Annotated in this window: 13 protein-coding genes and 1 other annotated feature; all 13 genes read left to right on the top strand. The window is 29.6% G+C overall.

Features of this window, described 5'->3' with window-relative positions; translation table 11 throughout:
* The coding region (gene pepF, locus ABCP60_RS09165; protein ID WP_343101645.1) for an oligoendopeptidase F at nt 1-1140 on the top strand (1140 nt) is incomplete at its 5' end.
* Nucleotides 1141-1449: 309 nt separating this feature from the next.
* On the top strand, nt 1450-2274 hold the full coding sequence (locus tag ABCP60_RS09160) for a phosphate ABC transporter substrate-binding protein (protein WP_092922432.1): 825 nt from the start codon (nt 1450-1452) through the stop codon (nt 2272-2274).
* 361 nt (nt 2275-2635) lie between these two features.
* The gene (gene pstC, locus ABCP60_RS09155; protein WP_166504705.1) at nt 2636-3559 is read left to right on the top strand and encodes a phosphate ABC transporter permease subunit PstC; all 924 of its coding nucleotides are present in this window, start codon (nt 2636-2638) and stop codon (nt 3557-3559) included.
* Nucleotide 3560: 1 nt separating this feature from the next.
* Nucleotides 3561-4385: a phosphate ABC transporter permease PstA gene (pstA, locus tag ABCP60_RS09150; RefSeq protein ID WP_092922438.1), complete on the top strand. Its 825-nt coding sequence runs from the start codon at nt 3561-3563 to the stop codon at nt 4383-4385.
* Nucleotides 4386-4407: 22 nt separating this feature from the next.
* Nucleotides 4408-5169 (top strand): phosphate ABC transporter ATP-binding protein PstB, encoded by a 762-nt coding sequence (gene pstB / locus ABCP60_RS09145; RefSeq protein ID WP_166504706.1) that lies wholly within the window; start codon nt 4408-4410, stop codon nt 5167-5169.
* Nucleotides 5170-5194: 25 nt separating this feature from the next.
* Nucleotides 5195-5848 carry a phosphate signaling complex protein PhoU gene (phoU, locus tag ABCP60_RS09140; RefSeq protein WP_166504707.1) on the top strand — a complete coding sequence of 218 codons (654 nt, stop codon included), beginning with the start codon at nt 5195-5197 and terminating at the stop codon, nt 5846-5848.
* A gap of 272 nt (nt 5849-6120) precedes the next feature.
* Nucleotides 6121-7473, top strand: a complete 1353-nt coding sequence (gdhA, locus tag ABCP60_RS09135; RefSeq protein WP_166504708.1) for an NADP-specific glutamate dehydrogenase — start codon at nt 6121-6123, stop codon at nt 7471-7473.
* Nucleotides 7474-7686: 213 nt separating this feature from the next.
* Entirely contained in the window at nt 7687-8241 is a 555-nt protein-coding gene (locus ABCP60_RS09130) for a hypothetical protein (RefSeq protein ID WP_166504709.1), read from the top strand.
* A gap of 18 nt (nt 8242-8259) precedes the next feature.
* The gene (locus tag ABCP60_RS09125) at nt 8260-9147 is read left to right on the top strand and encodes an aromatic acid exporter family protein (protein WP_240276209.1); all 888 of its coding nucleotides are present in this window, start codon (nt 8260-8262) and stop codon (nt 9145-9147) included.
* Nucleotides 9148-9260: 113 nt separating this feature from the next.
* On the top strand, nt 9261-10643 hold the full coding sequence (locus tag ABCP60_RS09120; protein ID WP_343101644.1) for a [Fe-Fe] hydrogenase large subunit C-terminal domain-containing protein: 1383 nt from the start codon (nt 9261-9263) through the stop codon (nt 10641-10643).
* 26 nt (nt 10644-10669) lie between these two features.
* On the top strand, nt 10670-11473 hold the full coding sequence (locus ABCP60_RS09115; protein ID WP_343101643.1) for a polysaccharide deacetylase family protein: 804 nt from the start codon (nt 10670-10672) through the stop codon (nt 11471-11473).
* An 86-nt stretch (nt 11474-11559) separates the two neighbouring features.
* Nucleotides 11560-11866 (top strand) — a binding site (T-box leader).
* A 157-nt stretch (nt 11867-12023) separates the two neighbouring features.
* Nucleotides 12024-14690 (top strand): valine--tRNA ligase, encoded by a 2667-nt coding sequence (locus ABCP60_RS09110; protein ID WP_343101642.1) that lies wholly within the window; start codon nt 12024-12026, stop codon nt 14688-14690.
* A 138-nt stretch (nt 14691-14828) separates the two neighbouring features.
* On the top strand, nt 14829-15452 hold the full coding sequence (locus tag ABCP60_RS09105; protein ID WP_343101641.1) for a PH domain-containing protein: 624 nt from the start codon (nt 14829-14831) through the stop codon (nt 15450-15452).
* Nucleotides 15453-15597: the final 145 nt, after the last annotated feature.

Raw genomic sequence — 15597 nt, 5'->3', positions numbered from 1 at the left:
TACTTAGTATATGGTAAATATAAAAATACATTTGCATCAACGTTATATGGAGGCATAAAGTCAGAAATATTCTACTCTAAAATAAGAAAATACAAATCAGCACTAGAGGCATCATTATTCCAGGATGATATAAGTGTGGATGTATATAATAATCTTATAAAAGCTGTAGATGAAAGTTTACCAACACTAAATAAATATGTAGATCTAAAGAAAATGTTTTTAGGATTAGAAGAAATACATATGTATGATTTATATGTTCCTTTAACTGACAAATTTGATATGAAGATAACTTATGAAGAGGCTAAGGAAATAATATTAAATGCTTTAAAACCATTAGGAGATGAATACTTAAAGCTAATACAAAGAGCCTTTGATGAAAGATGGATAGATGTATATGAGAATGAAGGTAAGCAAGGTGGAGCGTATTCTTGGGGTAGTTACGATTCTCATCCATACATATTAATGAGTTATAAAGATGATTTAAATTCTTTATTTACGTTAATACATGAATTAGGTCACTCTATGCATAGTTACTACTCAAGAACTACTCAGCCATATATATATTCAAGCTACAAAATATTCGTAGCAGAAGTTGCATCTACTCTAAATGAGCTATTATTAATAAACTATTTATTAGAAAATTCTAAGTCTAAGGAAGAAACATTATATCTTCTAAATTATTACTTAGAGCAATTTAGAACAACTGTATATAGACAGACTATGTTTGCTGAATTTGAAAAAATAACTCATGAAAGTGTTGAAAGTGGAGAGCCATTAACGGCAAAAGAGTTTACTGATATATATTATAAATTAAATGAGAAATACTACAAAGAATCTTGTGTGGTTGATGAGCAAATAGGATTAGAGTGGGCTAGAATACCTCATTTTTATTCAAACTTCTATGTATATAAATATGCAACAGGATTCTCAGCGGCAAGTGCTTTAAGTAAACAAATACTTGAAGAAGGTAAGCCAGCAGTAGAAAGATATATAGAATTTTTAAAGAGTGGAGGTTCTGAATATCCATTAGATCAACTAAGAAAAGCTGGAGTAGACATGGAGAAAAAAGAATCTGTTGAAGAAGCTCTACAAATATTCAAAGGGCTAGTTGATAAATTAGAAAAAGAATATAAAGGATAAAACAGAACATTAAAAAGGCTTAAGTTATTAATAACTTTAAGCCTTTTTATAGTTTGAGCAATATATATTTAAGTGTTTCGTGGAAGCATCGCTTAAGGCGAATTTAAAGTCATGTTGTTGGTGAAATGAACTATATTGAATTTTACTTTTTCTTAACATAATTTACATCCCTTTAACTTGTTCATAATATTTACTTAACAAAATAACTGTAATATTAAAGTATAAAGAAAAGCAAAATAAACAAAGAATTGTAGCATAAATATGAATAAAAATTAAAGTAAATTATCAAATACCTATGGAGGGAATATTATGTTCAAGAAAAAAATAGCAGTTTTATTATCAAGTACAATATTAGTAGGAAGTTTAGCAGTAGGATGTGGGTCAAGCTCGGAATCAAATGGAGATAAGATTACAATGTCAGGTTCAACTTCAGTAGGGCCAGTAGTAGAGATACTAGCACAAGATTTTCAAAGTAAGAATGAAGGTGTATCTATAGAAGTTCAGCAATTGGGATCTTCAGCAGGTATAAAAAATGCAATAGATGGAACATCTCAAATAGGTATGGCATCTAGAGATTTAAAGGATGAAGAAAAGCAAGCAGGATTAAAGGAAACTGAAATAGCATTAGATGCTATAGCAGTAATTACTAATAAATCAAATGAAGTAAAAGATTTAAGTATTGAGCAAATAAAGGATATATACACAGGGAAGATAAATAACTGGAAAGAAGTTGGAGGAAAAGATGCTCCAATAGTAGTAGTATCAAGAGAAGATGGATCAGGAACTAGAGGGGCTTTTGAGGAAATAGTTGGATTTGAAGCAGATGAGTTAACTCAAGATGCACAAATAAGTGATGGATCAGGAAATATAAAATCTACAGTAGAAGGTAATGAAAATGCAATAGGATATATATCATCTTCATATGTTGATGATAAAGTAAAACAATTGACAGTAGAAGGACAAGAATTAACAGTAGAAAATGTTAAGGATAAGAAATATCCTCTAGCTAGACCATTTTTACTAGTTAGTAAAGAAGAAAATATTACTGAAAAAGGAAATGAATTTATTGAGTTCATATTAAGCGAAGAAGGTCAGAAAATAGTAGAAGGTGAAGGGCTTATAAGCATAAAATAGATATCCTCATTATTATAAGAAAAAAGGCACATATAGTTATGTGTCTTTTTTTATTTTAATATGCTAAGTGATTGGAAATTATCTGATCTATGAAAATTTCTAATTTTAAATTGCCAAATTGAGTAACAGACGTATTCATAGTAAGTGTACTAATATATCATTGGTGAAATTAAGCAAATTTTTACATAAATTTAACGAAAATATAAAAAGTAAAATCTATGTTAAAAAAATGCCTTTTATTTTACTTCAAGTTAACGGAAATCTAATATGGATTTAACCTAGAAATAATACTATATGTGTGTAAGGAATAATAAAAAATAATGAATAAGAAATATATTGAGGATTTTTGAGGAGGATTTTTATGTTAGTTAAGTCTCGTATAGTAAGCATAGAACAAAGAGACAATAAAAATAGCAACAACAAGAATAAATATATAGCAGAGAAAATATCTAAGAACGTATTTATGATAAGTGCATTAATAGCAGTTGCAAGTTTACTTTTAATAATAGGATTTGTATTCTATAAAGGTTTAACACCATTTTTATTTAAAGATTATTCATTTATAGAATTTATAACTGGAAGTAAATGGATACCAAGTGCAGATAAATTTGGAATTTCATCAATGGTAGTTGCATCATTAATTGCAACGACAGGAGCTTTAATAATAGGAGTACCAGTAGGTATACTTACGGCAGTATTTATAGCTGAACTAGCTCCAAAAAAATTAGCTAAAATAATATCTCCAGCAGTTGAGCTATTAGCAGGTATACCATCAGTTTTATATGGAATATTTGGTTTAGCAGTTATAGTACCAGCAATACAAAACATATTTAATTTACCAAAAGGTCAAAGTTTATTGGCGGTGATAATAGTTTTAGCAATTATGATGTTACCTACTATTATATCGGTATCTGAAACAGCAATAAGAGCAGTACCAAAAGCATATAAAGAAGGTTCATTAGCATTAGGTGCATCGAATATAGAGACAATATTTAAAGTTGTATTACCAGCTGCAAAGTCAGGAATATTAGCAGCAGTTATACTTGGAATAGGTAGAGCATTAGGTGAAACTATGGCAGTAATACTTGTTGCAGGTAACTCTCCAGTAATGCCATCATCTCTAATGGATAGTGTAAGACCACTTACTACAAACATAGCGTTAGAGATGGGATATGCATTTGGGACACATCAAGAAATGTTGTTTGCAACAGGAGTTGTATTATTCACGTTTATATTAATCTTAAATATAGTGTTAAATAAAGTTTCGAATAAGGCGGTAGATTAGCATGAGAAAATTTAAAGAAAATATATTAAAAACATCAGTTTATTTATCTGCGGCATTTACAGTAACAACATTAATTGTGATAGTCGGATATATATTTATGCAAGGTATAAAAGGAATAAATCCATCATTCTTATTTAGTGATTATTCGCCAATGGGTGGTGGAGGAATACTACCGATGATAGTATCCACAGTTTATATGGTACTTTTATCAATAATAGTGGCAACGCCAATAGGTATATTATCAGCAATATATCTACAAGAGTATGCTAAAAAAGGAAGATTAGTAACAATAATAAGATTTGCGACTGAGAGTTTAGCAGGTATACCATCAATAATATATGGATTATTCGGGGGAATATTTTTTGTAGTTACCTTAGGAATGAAGTACTCAATACTTTCAGGGGCATTGACAGTAGCAATAATTATATTGCCAGTAATAATAAGAACAACAGAGGAATCTTTAAAGACAGTACCACAAAGTTATAGAGAAGCATCATTAGCTTTAGGTTCAACTAAGTTCCAAACCTTATATAAAGTAGTACTTCCCAGTGCAATACCAGGGATACTATCAGGAGTTATATTATCAGTGGGTCGTGTTATCGGAGAATCAGCGGCTATATTATTAACAGCAGGAACAGTTGCACAAATGCCAGGAACTATATTTGATAGTGCTAGAACATTAACAGTTCATGCATATTTACTTACAAAAGAAAAAGGAGATATACAAGGAGCAGCAGCTATAGGAATTGTGTTAATAATAATGGTACTAATATTAAATACATTAGCTAAAGTAGTGGCTAAGAAATTAAATAAAGCAAATTACTAAGAAATTTTACGAGGTGTAAAAGATGAGTTTAAATAATACAAAGATAAGTATAAAAAATTTAGATTTATATTATGGAAATAATCAAGCATTAAAGAAAATAAATATGAATATAGAAGAAAGGAAGGTTACTGCATTAATAGGTCCTTCTGGATGTGGTAAGTCAACATTTTTAAGAACTTTAAATAGAATGAATGATTTAATAGACAATGTCAGAATAGAAGGACAAATAGAGGTAGATGGAGAAGATATATATAAAAGTGAAGATGTAATAAAATTACGTACTAAGGTAGGAATGGTATTTCAAAAGCCAAACTTATTCCCAATGAGTATATATGATAATGTAGCCTATGGACCTCGTACACATGGAATAAAAGATAGAAAAGTTTTAGACAAGATCGTTGAAGAAAGCTTAAGAGGGGCAGCTATTTGGGATGAAGTAAAAGATAGATTAAAATCATCTGCACTAGGGCTATCTGGAGGTCAACAGCAACGTATATGTATAGCAAGAACAATAGCTATGAAACCAGAAGTAATACTTATGGATGAGCCCACATCAGCGCTAGATCCTATATCTACAGCAAAGGTAGAAGAGTTAATAGAGTCTTTAAAAGATGAATATACTATAGTAATAGTTACACATAATATGCAGCAAGCGGCACGTGTATCTGACCAAACAGCATTCTTCTTAACTGGAGAAGTAGTAGAGTTTAGTGACACAAAAACTATGTTTACAACTCCAACGGATAAGCGTACAGAAGATTATATAACAGGAAGATTTGGATAAAACTTATAAGAAAAGGAGTAAATATATGGTTGATACAAGTTTAGAGTTAAGTATAAACACACTTAAAAACTACACATTAGCAATGATAAAAAGGTGTAGGGAAGCAGTAGATAATTCTATTAACTCTATGATCAATAAAGACTTAGAGGGAGCAAAAAAAGTAATAAAAGAAGATGATGAGATAGATACTCTAAGAGAATATATAAGAGATAGAAGTATTGAACTTATAGCATTAAAACAACCAATGGCAAAAGATTTAAGATATATATATGCTCTAGGAAATATAGCACTTGATTTAGAACGAATAGGAGATTATGCAGTTAATATAGCACAAGAAACTTTAAAAATAGGTGATGAAGCCTATATAAAGGAATTAATTGATATACCAAAATCAGCTAAAATATGTACTGATATGCTTAATGATATTTATAAAGCTTTGGAAAATGAAGATGAAGACCTTTGCTATGATATAGCAAAAAGGGACGACAAGATAGATAATTTATACGAACAAATACACGTAGAGTGCTTAGAAGTTATGAATAAGAATTCAACTACTATAAATCAGGGAGTAAGGCTTTTATTTGTAGGAAGGTACTTAGAAAGAATAGGTGATCACAGCACTAATGTATGTGAAAAAATAATATATGCTATAAAAGGTGAAATGGTTGAGATAGGATAAAGTAAAAGCTTTATCCTATTTATAATTTGAGATAATTTATGATTTAATTTACAAATAAGCTATAAATTAAAAATTTTAGAGATTAGTCAAATTAAGAATCAAGATAGATAAAGGAAGCAAAAAAATATATATAATTTTTATATGGGAATTTAAATAGTCCTAATTAAGGAAGATTCAGAAAATTTCAATAAATTAGAAGGTGTTGATATTATAGATATAGTGGAGTACTATTTAATTGAAAATGTTTTCAATTTCAAAGGGGGCTAATAAAAATGGGGAACAATGTTAAAGAAGTAATAGAAAAAGTTATCGATGATGTAAAAGCTAGAAATAATGGAGAACCAGAATTCCATCAAACAATAGAAGAAGTTTTACATTCATTAGAAGGTGTTTTAGAAAAACATCCAGAATACATAGATGCAAGTATATTAGAAAGAATAGTTGAACCAGAAAGACAAATAATGTTTAGAGTGCCTTGGGTTGATGACAATGGAAAAGTACATGTAAATAGAGGATTTAGAGTACAATTTAACAGTGCAATAGGACCATACAAAGGAGGACTTAGATTCCATCCATCTGTTAACTTAAGTATAATAAAATTCTTAGGATTTGAACAAATATTCAAAAATTCTTTAACTGGATTACCAATAGGAGGAGGAAAAGGTGGATCTGACTTCAACCCTAAAGGAAAATCTGATAATGAGATAATGAGATTCTGTCAAAGTTTTATGACTGAATTATATAGACACATAGGTAAAGATATAGACGTACCAGCTGGAGATATAGGAGTTGGAGCTAGAGAAATAGGATTCCTATTTGGACAATATAAGAGAATAAGAAATGCTTATGATGCTGGAGTATTAACTGGTAAAGGATTAACTTATGGAGGTTCTTTAGCTAGAAAAGAAGCTACTGGATTTGGAGTTGTATACTTTGTAAACGAAATGTTAAACTATCACAAAGATACATTTGAAGGCAAGAGAGTTGTTATATCAGGTTCAGGAAATGTTGCAATATATGCAGCTCAAAAGGCTATGGAACATGGAGCTAAAGTAATAGCTATGTGTGACTCTTCTGGATATATAGTAGATGAAAATGGTATAGATTTAAGTATAGTTAAGCAAATAAAAGAAGTAGAAAGAAAGAGAATAAAAGAATATGTAGCTAGAAAAGAAGGTGCTACATACGTTGAAGGTCAAAAAGGAATATGGACTGTTAAGTGTGATATAGCTATGCCTTGTGCTACTCAAAATGATATAAACTTAGAATCAGCTAAGATATTAGTTGAAAATGGAACTAAAGTAATTGGAGAAGGAGCTAACATGCCTTGTACAAATGAAGCTGTTAACTATTTCTTAGAAAAAGGATTATTAGTTGCTCCTGCTAAAGCTGCAAATGCTGGTGGAGTTGCTACTTCTGCTTTAGAAATGTCTCAAAATAGTATGAGATTATCTTGGACATTTGAAGAAGTTGAAGAAAAATTACAAGTAATAATGAAGAACATATTTGAAGCATCTAAAAATGCTGCTGAACAATATGGGCATGCTGGAAACTATGTTGTAGGTGCTAACATAGCTGGATTCTTAAAAGTTGCAGATGCTATGATGAGTCAAGGTGTAATATAAGTTAAACTTATATCGTTATAAATAATATAGATTTTTCAAATTCATTGAATAAAAAAGAGAGGTATCCTTTTGGATATCTCTTTTTTATTTGTAATAAAAATAAATCAATATTTCTCATGTTATAATATAAATCTAAAAAATAAACAAATAATAAGGATTAATTATAAACATGATTAATAAGAAATATATTATAAAGATAGGAGTTTAAAAAATATGGACATTTTAAAGAAAATTGCAGAGATATTAAATAAATTAGATTGTACTTGGGCTATAGGTAGTTCTATGATGCTAAAATTTAATGGATTAGTAAAAAATCCAAGGGATATAGATATATTAATAGAGGCAAAAGATTCACAAAAAATAAAAAAGGCTATGGATAATATAGGTCAAAGGCTAGATTTGCCATCTAAAGATCCATTTAGAACTAAAGAGTTTTTTGGGTATAATATAGATGGAGTAGAAGTAGAATTTATGGGTGACTTTAGTATAGAGTTAGAAAATAAATCTATATACGAGTTTATACTAGATGAAAAGTCTATAAAGTATTTAACAAATTTAGATAAAGTAGTTATACCTATAACCACTCTAGAAGATTGGTTTGTAGCATATTTAGTTATGGGAGATCCTAAAGGAAGAGTACCTATTATAAAAAAATACTTAGTTAAAAATGGTATAAAACATGAAGAATTATTAAAAAGAAATTTAGAGCAGGACTTACCAAATGATATAAAAAATGAAATAATAGAATTATTAAATATAAATAAATAACAAATTGGAGGGAAAATTTTGAAATTAGAAAAAGTCGGCATGAGGACCTTTAAAACAGGATTAAGTGTAGCTGTTTGTGTTGTATTAGGTTCAATGATTGTCCAAAATCCATTTTACTCAACCATAGCATGTGTAGTATCAGTGCAAGATACAGTTAAAGGTTCGCTAAAAGCTGGATTTAACAGAGTAAAAGGTACGATACTTGGAGGTATAATAGGCTTTCTAATTGTGCTAATTAAGCCAGGAGATGCATTACTTTGTGGTCTTGGAGTAATTATTACAATATATCTATGCAATATGTTTAAACTCAATAAAGCAGTAGTTGTTGCATGTGTAACTTTTTTATCTATACATCTTGGAGTTATAAATTCTAGCCCCGCAGAGTATTCATTCTTTAGAGTGTTAGATACTTCAATAGGAGTAGTTGTAGGGGTATTTATTAATTATATATTAGCAAGACCAGACTATTTAGATACTACAAAAAATGATTTTCAATCTATAGAAAAATTAACAAAAGAATTTCTAGAACTTAAGATATTAAAAAAAGGAAGTTTTAATATAAAAGAACTAGAAAAAGAGATAAAGAAAGTAGAAGGCTCTTATTCTAAGTTGATAGATGAGCTAGATTATAGCAGAGATAATATAGATATAGAAAAAATAGAAGAAACAATAATTATATGTAGAGAGATATATTTCCATGTACAGTCAATAGAATTATTAGATAAAAAACTATACTTAAGCAAAGAAAATTATGCAATTCTAAGAGATATCTATGAAATAGAAGAAATAGAATGGGATTTAGATGAAAGCAAAAGTCCTGTATTCAATTATCATCTAAGGAAGATAATAGAAGAAGCAGAAATACTTCATACTATTAATAGTAACAATCAATATAAATTATATTAAAACGATCTAGTGAATCTAGAGATTAATTTAATATATTCAAATTACAAATTTAATAAATAAAATTTAGTGCCTTCGTAAATATTACCTATATAGTATTTAAGGAGGCATTTTTCATGGAATCAATTAATTTAAATACGAAAATATTAGATACTTATAAAATGAAGCTTTTTAATGAGCTTATAAAAGCTATTTGGAGTGAGGAATTTGATGATATAGATAATATACCTAAAAAAGTGCTAGATAAAAGCGTATATAATGAATTTGGGGAAGAGGTCATATTAAATTTAATGAGAATAGTTATGGGGCTAGATCCAATAGATAAAATAGATGAAACAATAAAAGAAATGCTAAATAAAGCTATGTGCACAAAGGAAATAAGCACACCAATAATATCAGTAATCTCTCAAGTGTGCAATCATTGTGTTAACAAAGAAGATGGAAAGGAATGTTTAGTAAAAGAGAAGCATATTAATTGTAATAAGGACAATACATGTAATTCATGTGGAGGATGTATAAGAGAATGTAGCTTAGGGGCAATATCTGATAAGATTCAATTCATACCTATTTTAAAGTTACTAAAAGATAAAAAACATCCTGTGTACGCAACTGTAGCTCCATCATTTGTAGGACAACTTGGAAATGATGTAACTCCTGGTAAGCTAAGAAGTGCTCTTAAAAAAGTAGGTTTCAAAGACATGATAGAAGTAGCTTTAGCAGCAGATATACTTACTGTCAAAGAAAGTTATGATTATTGTAATCATATTAAAGAAAATAAAGAAGAATGTTTTATAACTAGTTGCTGTTGCCCGATTTGGATTAGTTTAATAAAGTCAAGTTACCCTGAAATTGTAGACAACATATCTAAGTCAGTATCTCCTATGATTGCCTGTGCAAGGATTATAAAGGTTTTAAACGAAGATGCTAAAGTAGTTTTTATTGGACCTTGCGTAGCCAAAAAGAAAGAAGCTATAGCAGAAGATATAAAAGGAGCAGTAGATTTTGTATTAACATTTAAAGAATTAGAGGAGATATTTAAGGCTTTGGATATAGAAGCGGATAAAGAAGTAGAAGAAAATAGAATAGAATCATCAGCTCTTGGAAGAATATATGCTCATGCAGGAGGGGTAAGTAAATCTATTGAAGAGTGTGTAAAAAAAATAAATCCGAAAGCTAATTTTAAAGCTATTACTTTTCAGGGAGCTAAAGACTGCAAAGCAGGGCTTGAAAAAGTTATAAATAAAGACATCGATGTAACTTTTGTTGAAGGTATGGGATGTATAGGTGGATGTGTAGGAGGGCCAAAGCGTATTTTAGAAACAGAAAAAGGTAAATCATTTGTACAAGAATATTCTAAAGAAACAAATATAAAAACTCCATTTGAAAATATAAATGTAATTCAATTTTTAGCAAAAATGGATATGAAAAAAATAGAAACACTAAGAAGTGAAGAAAGGGAGAAATTGTTAGGATTATTTAACAGAGATATAAGATTATAAAGTAATAAACAAAGGGGATTAGGGGGATGAATATAAAAAAAAATTACAAAATTTTAGCTATAATTTTAGTAGTATTTATTGTATTAAGCATAGTTATTTTTAATATACCAAAGGAAGATGAGGATAGAAAATATACTTTATTAGAAAATTATATAGTAACGAGTATTTTAACTCAAACTATAAACGAAGCTACAACACAAAAAGAAAAAGGTCCTGTTTTATTACCACAGAAGATAGCATATATAACTATAGATGATGGTCCATCTAAATACACTAACTCGATATTAGACATATTAGAAAAAAATCAAGTTAAAGCAACTTTTTTTATGATAAATGATAATATGAAGAAACACCCAGATGAATTAAATAGAATGCAAAAAGAGGGGCATGGTATGGGATTTCATAGTGTAACTCATGATATACATAAGCTCTATGAAACACCACAAGCAACACTAAATGAATTTAAAACCTGCCAAGAAACTCTTTATAATATAACAGGAGATGTATCAAAATTAATAAGGCTGCCTTATGGAAGCAAGCCTTATATGCCTAAAGAATCTTATGATATATTAGTAGAAAATAATTATAAAATATGGGATTGGAATCTAGACACACTAGACTGGAAATCCACAACAGACAATATTTTAAGTAGTTTATTATATTATGGTAGAGATAAATCTAATTTAATAGTACTAATGCATGAAAAAGAACAAACTGTAGAAGCTTTAGATAACATTATAAGAGTATTAAAAGAAAGAGGTTATAAGATAGAACCAATAAGTGAAGATACACAAGATCGAAACTATTGGAAAGGAAATGTTCAAAGCTAATTAAAAAATCAAAGTAGTACATATATTATTATAAATAATTGACAATAATAATATTAATTGGATATAATTAAAGAATAAATAATAAGATAAAAACTATGATAAAGAGGAGTATGTAAATACTACTAAAAGAGATGAAGACTCATAGGCTGAAAGGTCTTCTTAGTATAGGTTTGCAGAAGGTAGCTTTGGAGTTTCTAAGCTGAACTAGCAGTAGGTTTAGACGGTGGGAATCGTTAAAATCCATAAAGAGCCCAAATTATTAAGTATCTGTATTATAGATTAGTGAAGTTATGATTAAGAGATGTAGCTAAGTAAATACGGAATATAACTCTTGAGAGATGAATGAGTTCAATTTGGGAATTAAGGTGGTAACGCGAGCTTTTCGTCCTTATAAGGATGAATGGCTCTTTTTTAATTTATACTATAAAATATATAAGTTTAAGACTTTTAATCAAAATAAAGTTATTAAGTTACTTGTATTATTAATAATTTTAGTAAGACAAATTTTTAATAAAAATAAAATTTTAAATAAAATGAGGAGGAAATGAAATTGGAAAACACTAATTTACCAAAAACGTATAATCCAAAAGATTTTGAATCAAGATTATATTCAAAGTGGATTGAAGATGGATTATTTAAATCTAAGCCAAATCCAAACAAGAAGCCTTTCACTATAATGCTTCCACCACCAAATATAACAGGACAATTACACATGGGGCATGCTCTTGACCATACTTTACAAGATATACTTATAAGATGGAAGAGAATGGACGGTTATGAAGCTTTATGGCAACCAGGAACTGACCATGCTTCTATAGCAACTGAAGTTAAAGTTGTTGAAAGAATAAGAGAACAAGAAGGAAAGTCTAAGTACGATTTAGGAAGAGAAGAATTCTTAAAGAGAGCTATGGATTGGAGAAATGAATTTGGTAGAAAAATAGTAGACCAAATGAAACAATTAGGAGACTCTTGTGATTGGGATAGAGAAAGATTCACAATGGATGAAGGATGTAACGAAGCTGTTATTGAGTTCTTCATTAAGTTATATGAAAAAGGTCAAATATACAGAGGAAACAGAATAATAAACTGGTGTCCAGATTGTAAAACAACTTTATCAGATGCAGAAGTTGAACATGAAGAACATGATGGAAAGTTCTATCATATAAAATACCCAATAGTTGGTAGTGACGAATTCTTAGAAATAGCTACTACTAGACCAGAAACAATGCTTGGAGATAGTGGTATAGCTGTAAATCCAGAAGATGAGAGATACACTCACTTAGTTGGAAAGAAAGCAATACTTCCATTAGTAAACAGAGAAATAATAATAGTTGCTGATGATTATGTTGATTTAGAGTTCGGTACTGGTGCAGTTAAAATGACTCCAGCTCATGACCCTAATGATTTTGAAGTTGGTCAAAGACACAACCTTGAAAAAATAAATGTAATGAATGAAGATGGAACAATGAATAAATTAGCTGGTAAGTATGAAGGTATGGACAGATATGAGTGCAGAAAGCAACTTATAGCTGACTTAGATGAAGCTGGATACTTAATAGCTATAAAAGACCATAATCACAATGTAGGTTCTTGTTATAGATGTCATACAGTAGTCGAGCCAAGATTATCAGATCAATGGTTTGTTAAGATGGATGAATTAGCAAAACCTGCTATAGATATATTAAAGAAACAAGAATTAAAGTTTGTACCAGATAAGTTTGATAAAACTTACTTACAATGGTTAGAAAACATAAGAGATTGGTGTATATCAAGACAATTATGGTGGGGTCACCAAATACCAGCTTACTACTGTCAAGAGTGTGGAGAAGTAGTTGTTGCTAAAGAAATGCCTACTACTTGTCCTAAGTGTGGACATCATGAATTTAAGCAAGATGAAGACGTATTAGATACATGGTTCTCTTCAGCACTTTGGCCTTTCTCAACATTAGGTTGGCCAAACAATACAGAAGAATTAAACTACTACTATCCAACAAGTGTACTTGTAACTGGATACGATATAATATTCTTCTGGGTTGTAAGAATGGCATTTGCAGGAATGTTCTGTATGGAAGAAACTCCATTTGAACATGTATTAATCCATGGACTTGTTAGAGACTCTGAAGGTAGAAAGATGAGTAAGTCTTTAGGAAACGGAATAGACCCATTAGAAGTAATAGACCAATACGGAGCTGATGCTTTAAGATTCATGTTAGCTACTGGAAACTCTCCAGGAAATGATATGAGATTCTATATGGAAAGAGTAGAAGCATCTAGAAATTTCGCAAATAAATTATGGAATGCATCAAGATTTGTATTCATGAACATAGATGAAGAGATAATGAATGGTGTAACTAGAGAATCAGTTGAAAGCTCTATGACTTTAGCTGATAAGTGGATAATATCAAGAGCTAACAATGTGGTTAAAGAAGTTAACGACAACATGGACAAGTTTGACCTTGGTATAGCTGCTCAAAAAATATACGACTTTGCGTGGTCTGAGTACTGTGACTGGTATATAGAAATAGTTAAGCCAAGATTATACTCTGACGATAAAGCTGCTAAACAAACAGCATTATATACATTAACATATGTATTAGAGAAGATATTAAAACTTCTTCATCCATATATGCCATTTATAACAGAAGAAATATACACTCATCTTCCAACAGTAGAAGGAAGTATAGTAGTGGCTCAGTGGCCTCATTACACTGAAGAAGACAACATGGCTAAAGAAGAAGAAATGATGAACTTAACAATGGATGGAATAAGAAACATAAGAAATGTAAGAGCTGAAATGAATGTTCCACCATCAAAGAAAGCTAAAGTTATAATAGTTCCAACAGCTGAAAAGAAAGAAGCTATGGAAGCTGGTAGAGATTACTTTGTAACATTAGCATCTGCATCAGTTGTTGAAATAGTAGACAATGAAGCTGGTATACAAGAAGATGCAGTAAGTGTTGTTATAGATGGAGTTAAAATATTTATACCACTTGATGAATTAGTAGACTTCACTAAAGAATTAGATAGATTAAATAAAGAAAAAGCTAAATTAGAAGGCGAAATAAAGAGAGTTAACGGAAAGCTTTCTAACCAAGGATTCTTAGCTAAAGCTCCAGAAAGCTTAGTTAATGAAGAAAAGGCTAAAAAAGAAAAATTCGAAGAAATGATGAAATCAGTTCTTGAAAGAATAGAAAATATAGAAGCTAAAATAAAATAGTTTATATAAAAAGAGCTACCTCTAAATAGAGATAGCTCTTTTATTATGTTATGAAAAATCTTTGAGATAAGTGGATAATTATAGTTTATAATATAAGTAAGAGAATTGAAATACTTATTTATATTAGGAGGTAGAAAAATGGCAAAAAATATATTAGGAAGAATGGCAGCCGATACATTAGGACTATCAGATATAGGAAAGATTATATCTCCTCAAGATTTTGATAAAGTTGATGGAGACGACTACATAATGCATGAAGATGGAGAAAAAATATACTTTGTTATAAAGTCAAAATCAGATGAATACGTATTTACTAATAGAGGCCTTTTACATGTAGATGGAGCAAATGCAGTTAGTAGGAAAAGGGTTGTAAAAAGACATGAATTTTACTATGAAAGAGTAGATGAAGTTACATTAGAAACTGCAGGTACAGTAGATTTAGATATAGAAATAAAGTTTAATTTCGGTAATGAAAGGTTTAGCATAGATGTAGATAAAAAACAACTAGAACAGTTAAAAGATGTATATAAAGCTCTAGTTGAAATAAGTATGATACAAGGAAGAAATTATACATCTGTAGAAGATGGTATAAATGGACTTAAGATGGCTAATGATGCAATATCAAGAAATCATCTAGAAGGAAATCCGGTAAATATAGTAGAAGACTTAGCTAAGTTTAACTTCAACTGGATGGAAAACTTAAGAAATACATATAACAATAAAGATTTTGGAGAAGTATTTGAAAAATATATAAATAACTAATAACTCATAGAATTTTATAAAAGTTATTGATAATTTATAGAGCATAGGTATACTACCTATGCTTTTATATTTATTAGATAAAGTACAATGTAAAATATTTTAAAGGATATTATTTCCGAAAAAAGGAATATATATAATCTATATA

The sequence above is a fragment of the Romboutsia sp. MSSM.1001216sp_RTP31141st1_G3_RTP31141_220114 genome (assembly GCF_039031195.1).
In the GTDB taxonomy this organism is placed as follows: domain Bacteria; phylum Bacillota; class Clostridia; order Peptostreptococcales; family Peptostreptococcaceae; genus Romboutsia_C; species Romboutsia_C hominis.
The sequence above is the reverse complement of the archived record's forward strand: the minus strand, read 5'-3'. Positions and strand labels throughout refer to the sequence as shown.

Bases quoted from the DNA above. Each gene is read 5' to 3' on its own strand.
- pstA (WP_092922438.1), top strand. From the start codon at position 3,561: ATGAGAAAATTTAAAGAAAATATATTAAAAACATCAGTTTATTTATCT.
- pstB (WP_166504706.1), top strand. From the start codon at position 4,408: ATGAGTTTAAATAATACAAAGATAAGTATAAAAAATTTAGATTTATAT.
- ABCP60_RS09120 (WP_343101644.1), top strand. From the start codon at position 9,261: ATGGAATCAATTAATTTAAATACGAAAATATTAGATACTTATAAAATG.
- ABCP60_RS09130 (WP_166504709.1), top strand. From the start codon at position 7,687: ATGGACATTTTAAAGAAAATTGCAGAGATATTAAATAAATTAGATTGT.
- ABCP60_RS09115 (WP_343101643.1), top strand. From the start codon at position 10,670: ATGAATATAAAAAAAAATTACAAAATTTTAGCTATAATTTTAGTAGTA.
- ABCP60_RS09105 (WP_343101641.1), top strand. From the start codon at position 14,829: ATGGCAAAAAATATATTAGGAAGAATGGCAGCCGATACATTAGGACTA.
- phoU (WP_166504707.1), top strand. From the start codon at position 5,195: ATGGTTGATACAAGTTTAGAGTTAAGTATAAACACACTTAAAAACTAC.
- gdhA (WP_166504708.1), top strand. From the start codon at position 6,121: ATGGGGAACAATGTTAAAGAAGTAATAGAAAAAGTTATCGATGATGTA.
- ABCP60_RS09160 (WP_092922432.1), top strand. From the start codon at position 1,450: ATGTTCAAGAAAAAAATAGCAGTTTTATTATCAAGTACAATATTAGTA.
- pstC (WP_166504705.1), top strand. From the start codon at position 2,636: ATGTTAGTTAAGTCTCGTATAGTAAGCATAGAACAAAGAGACAATAAA.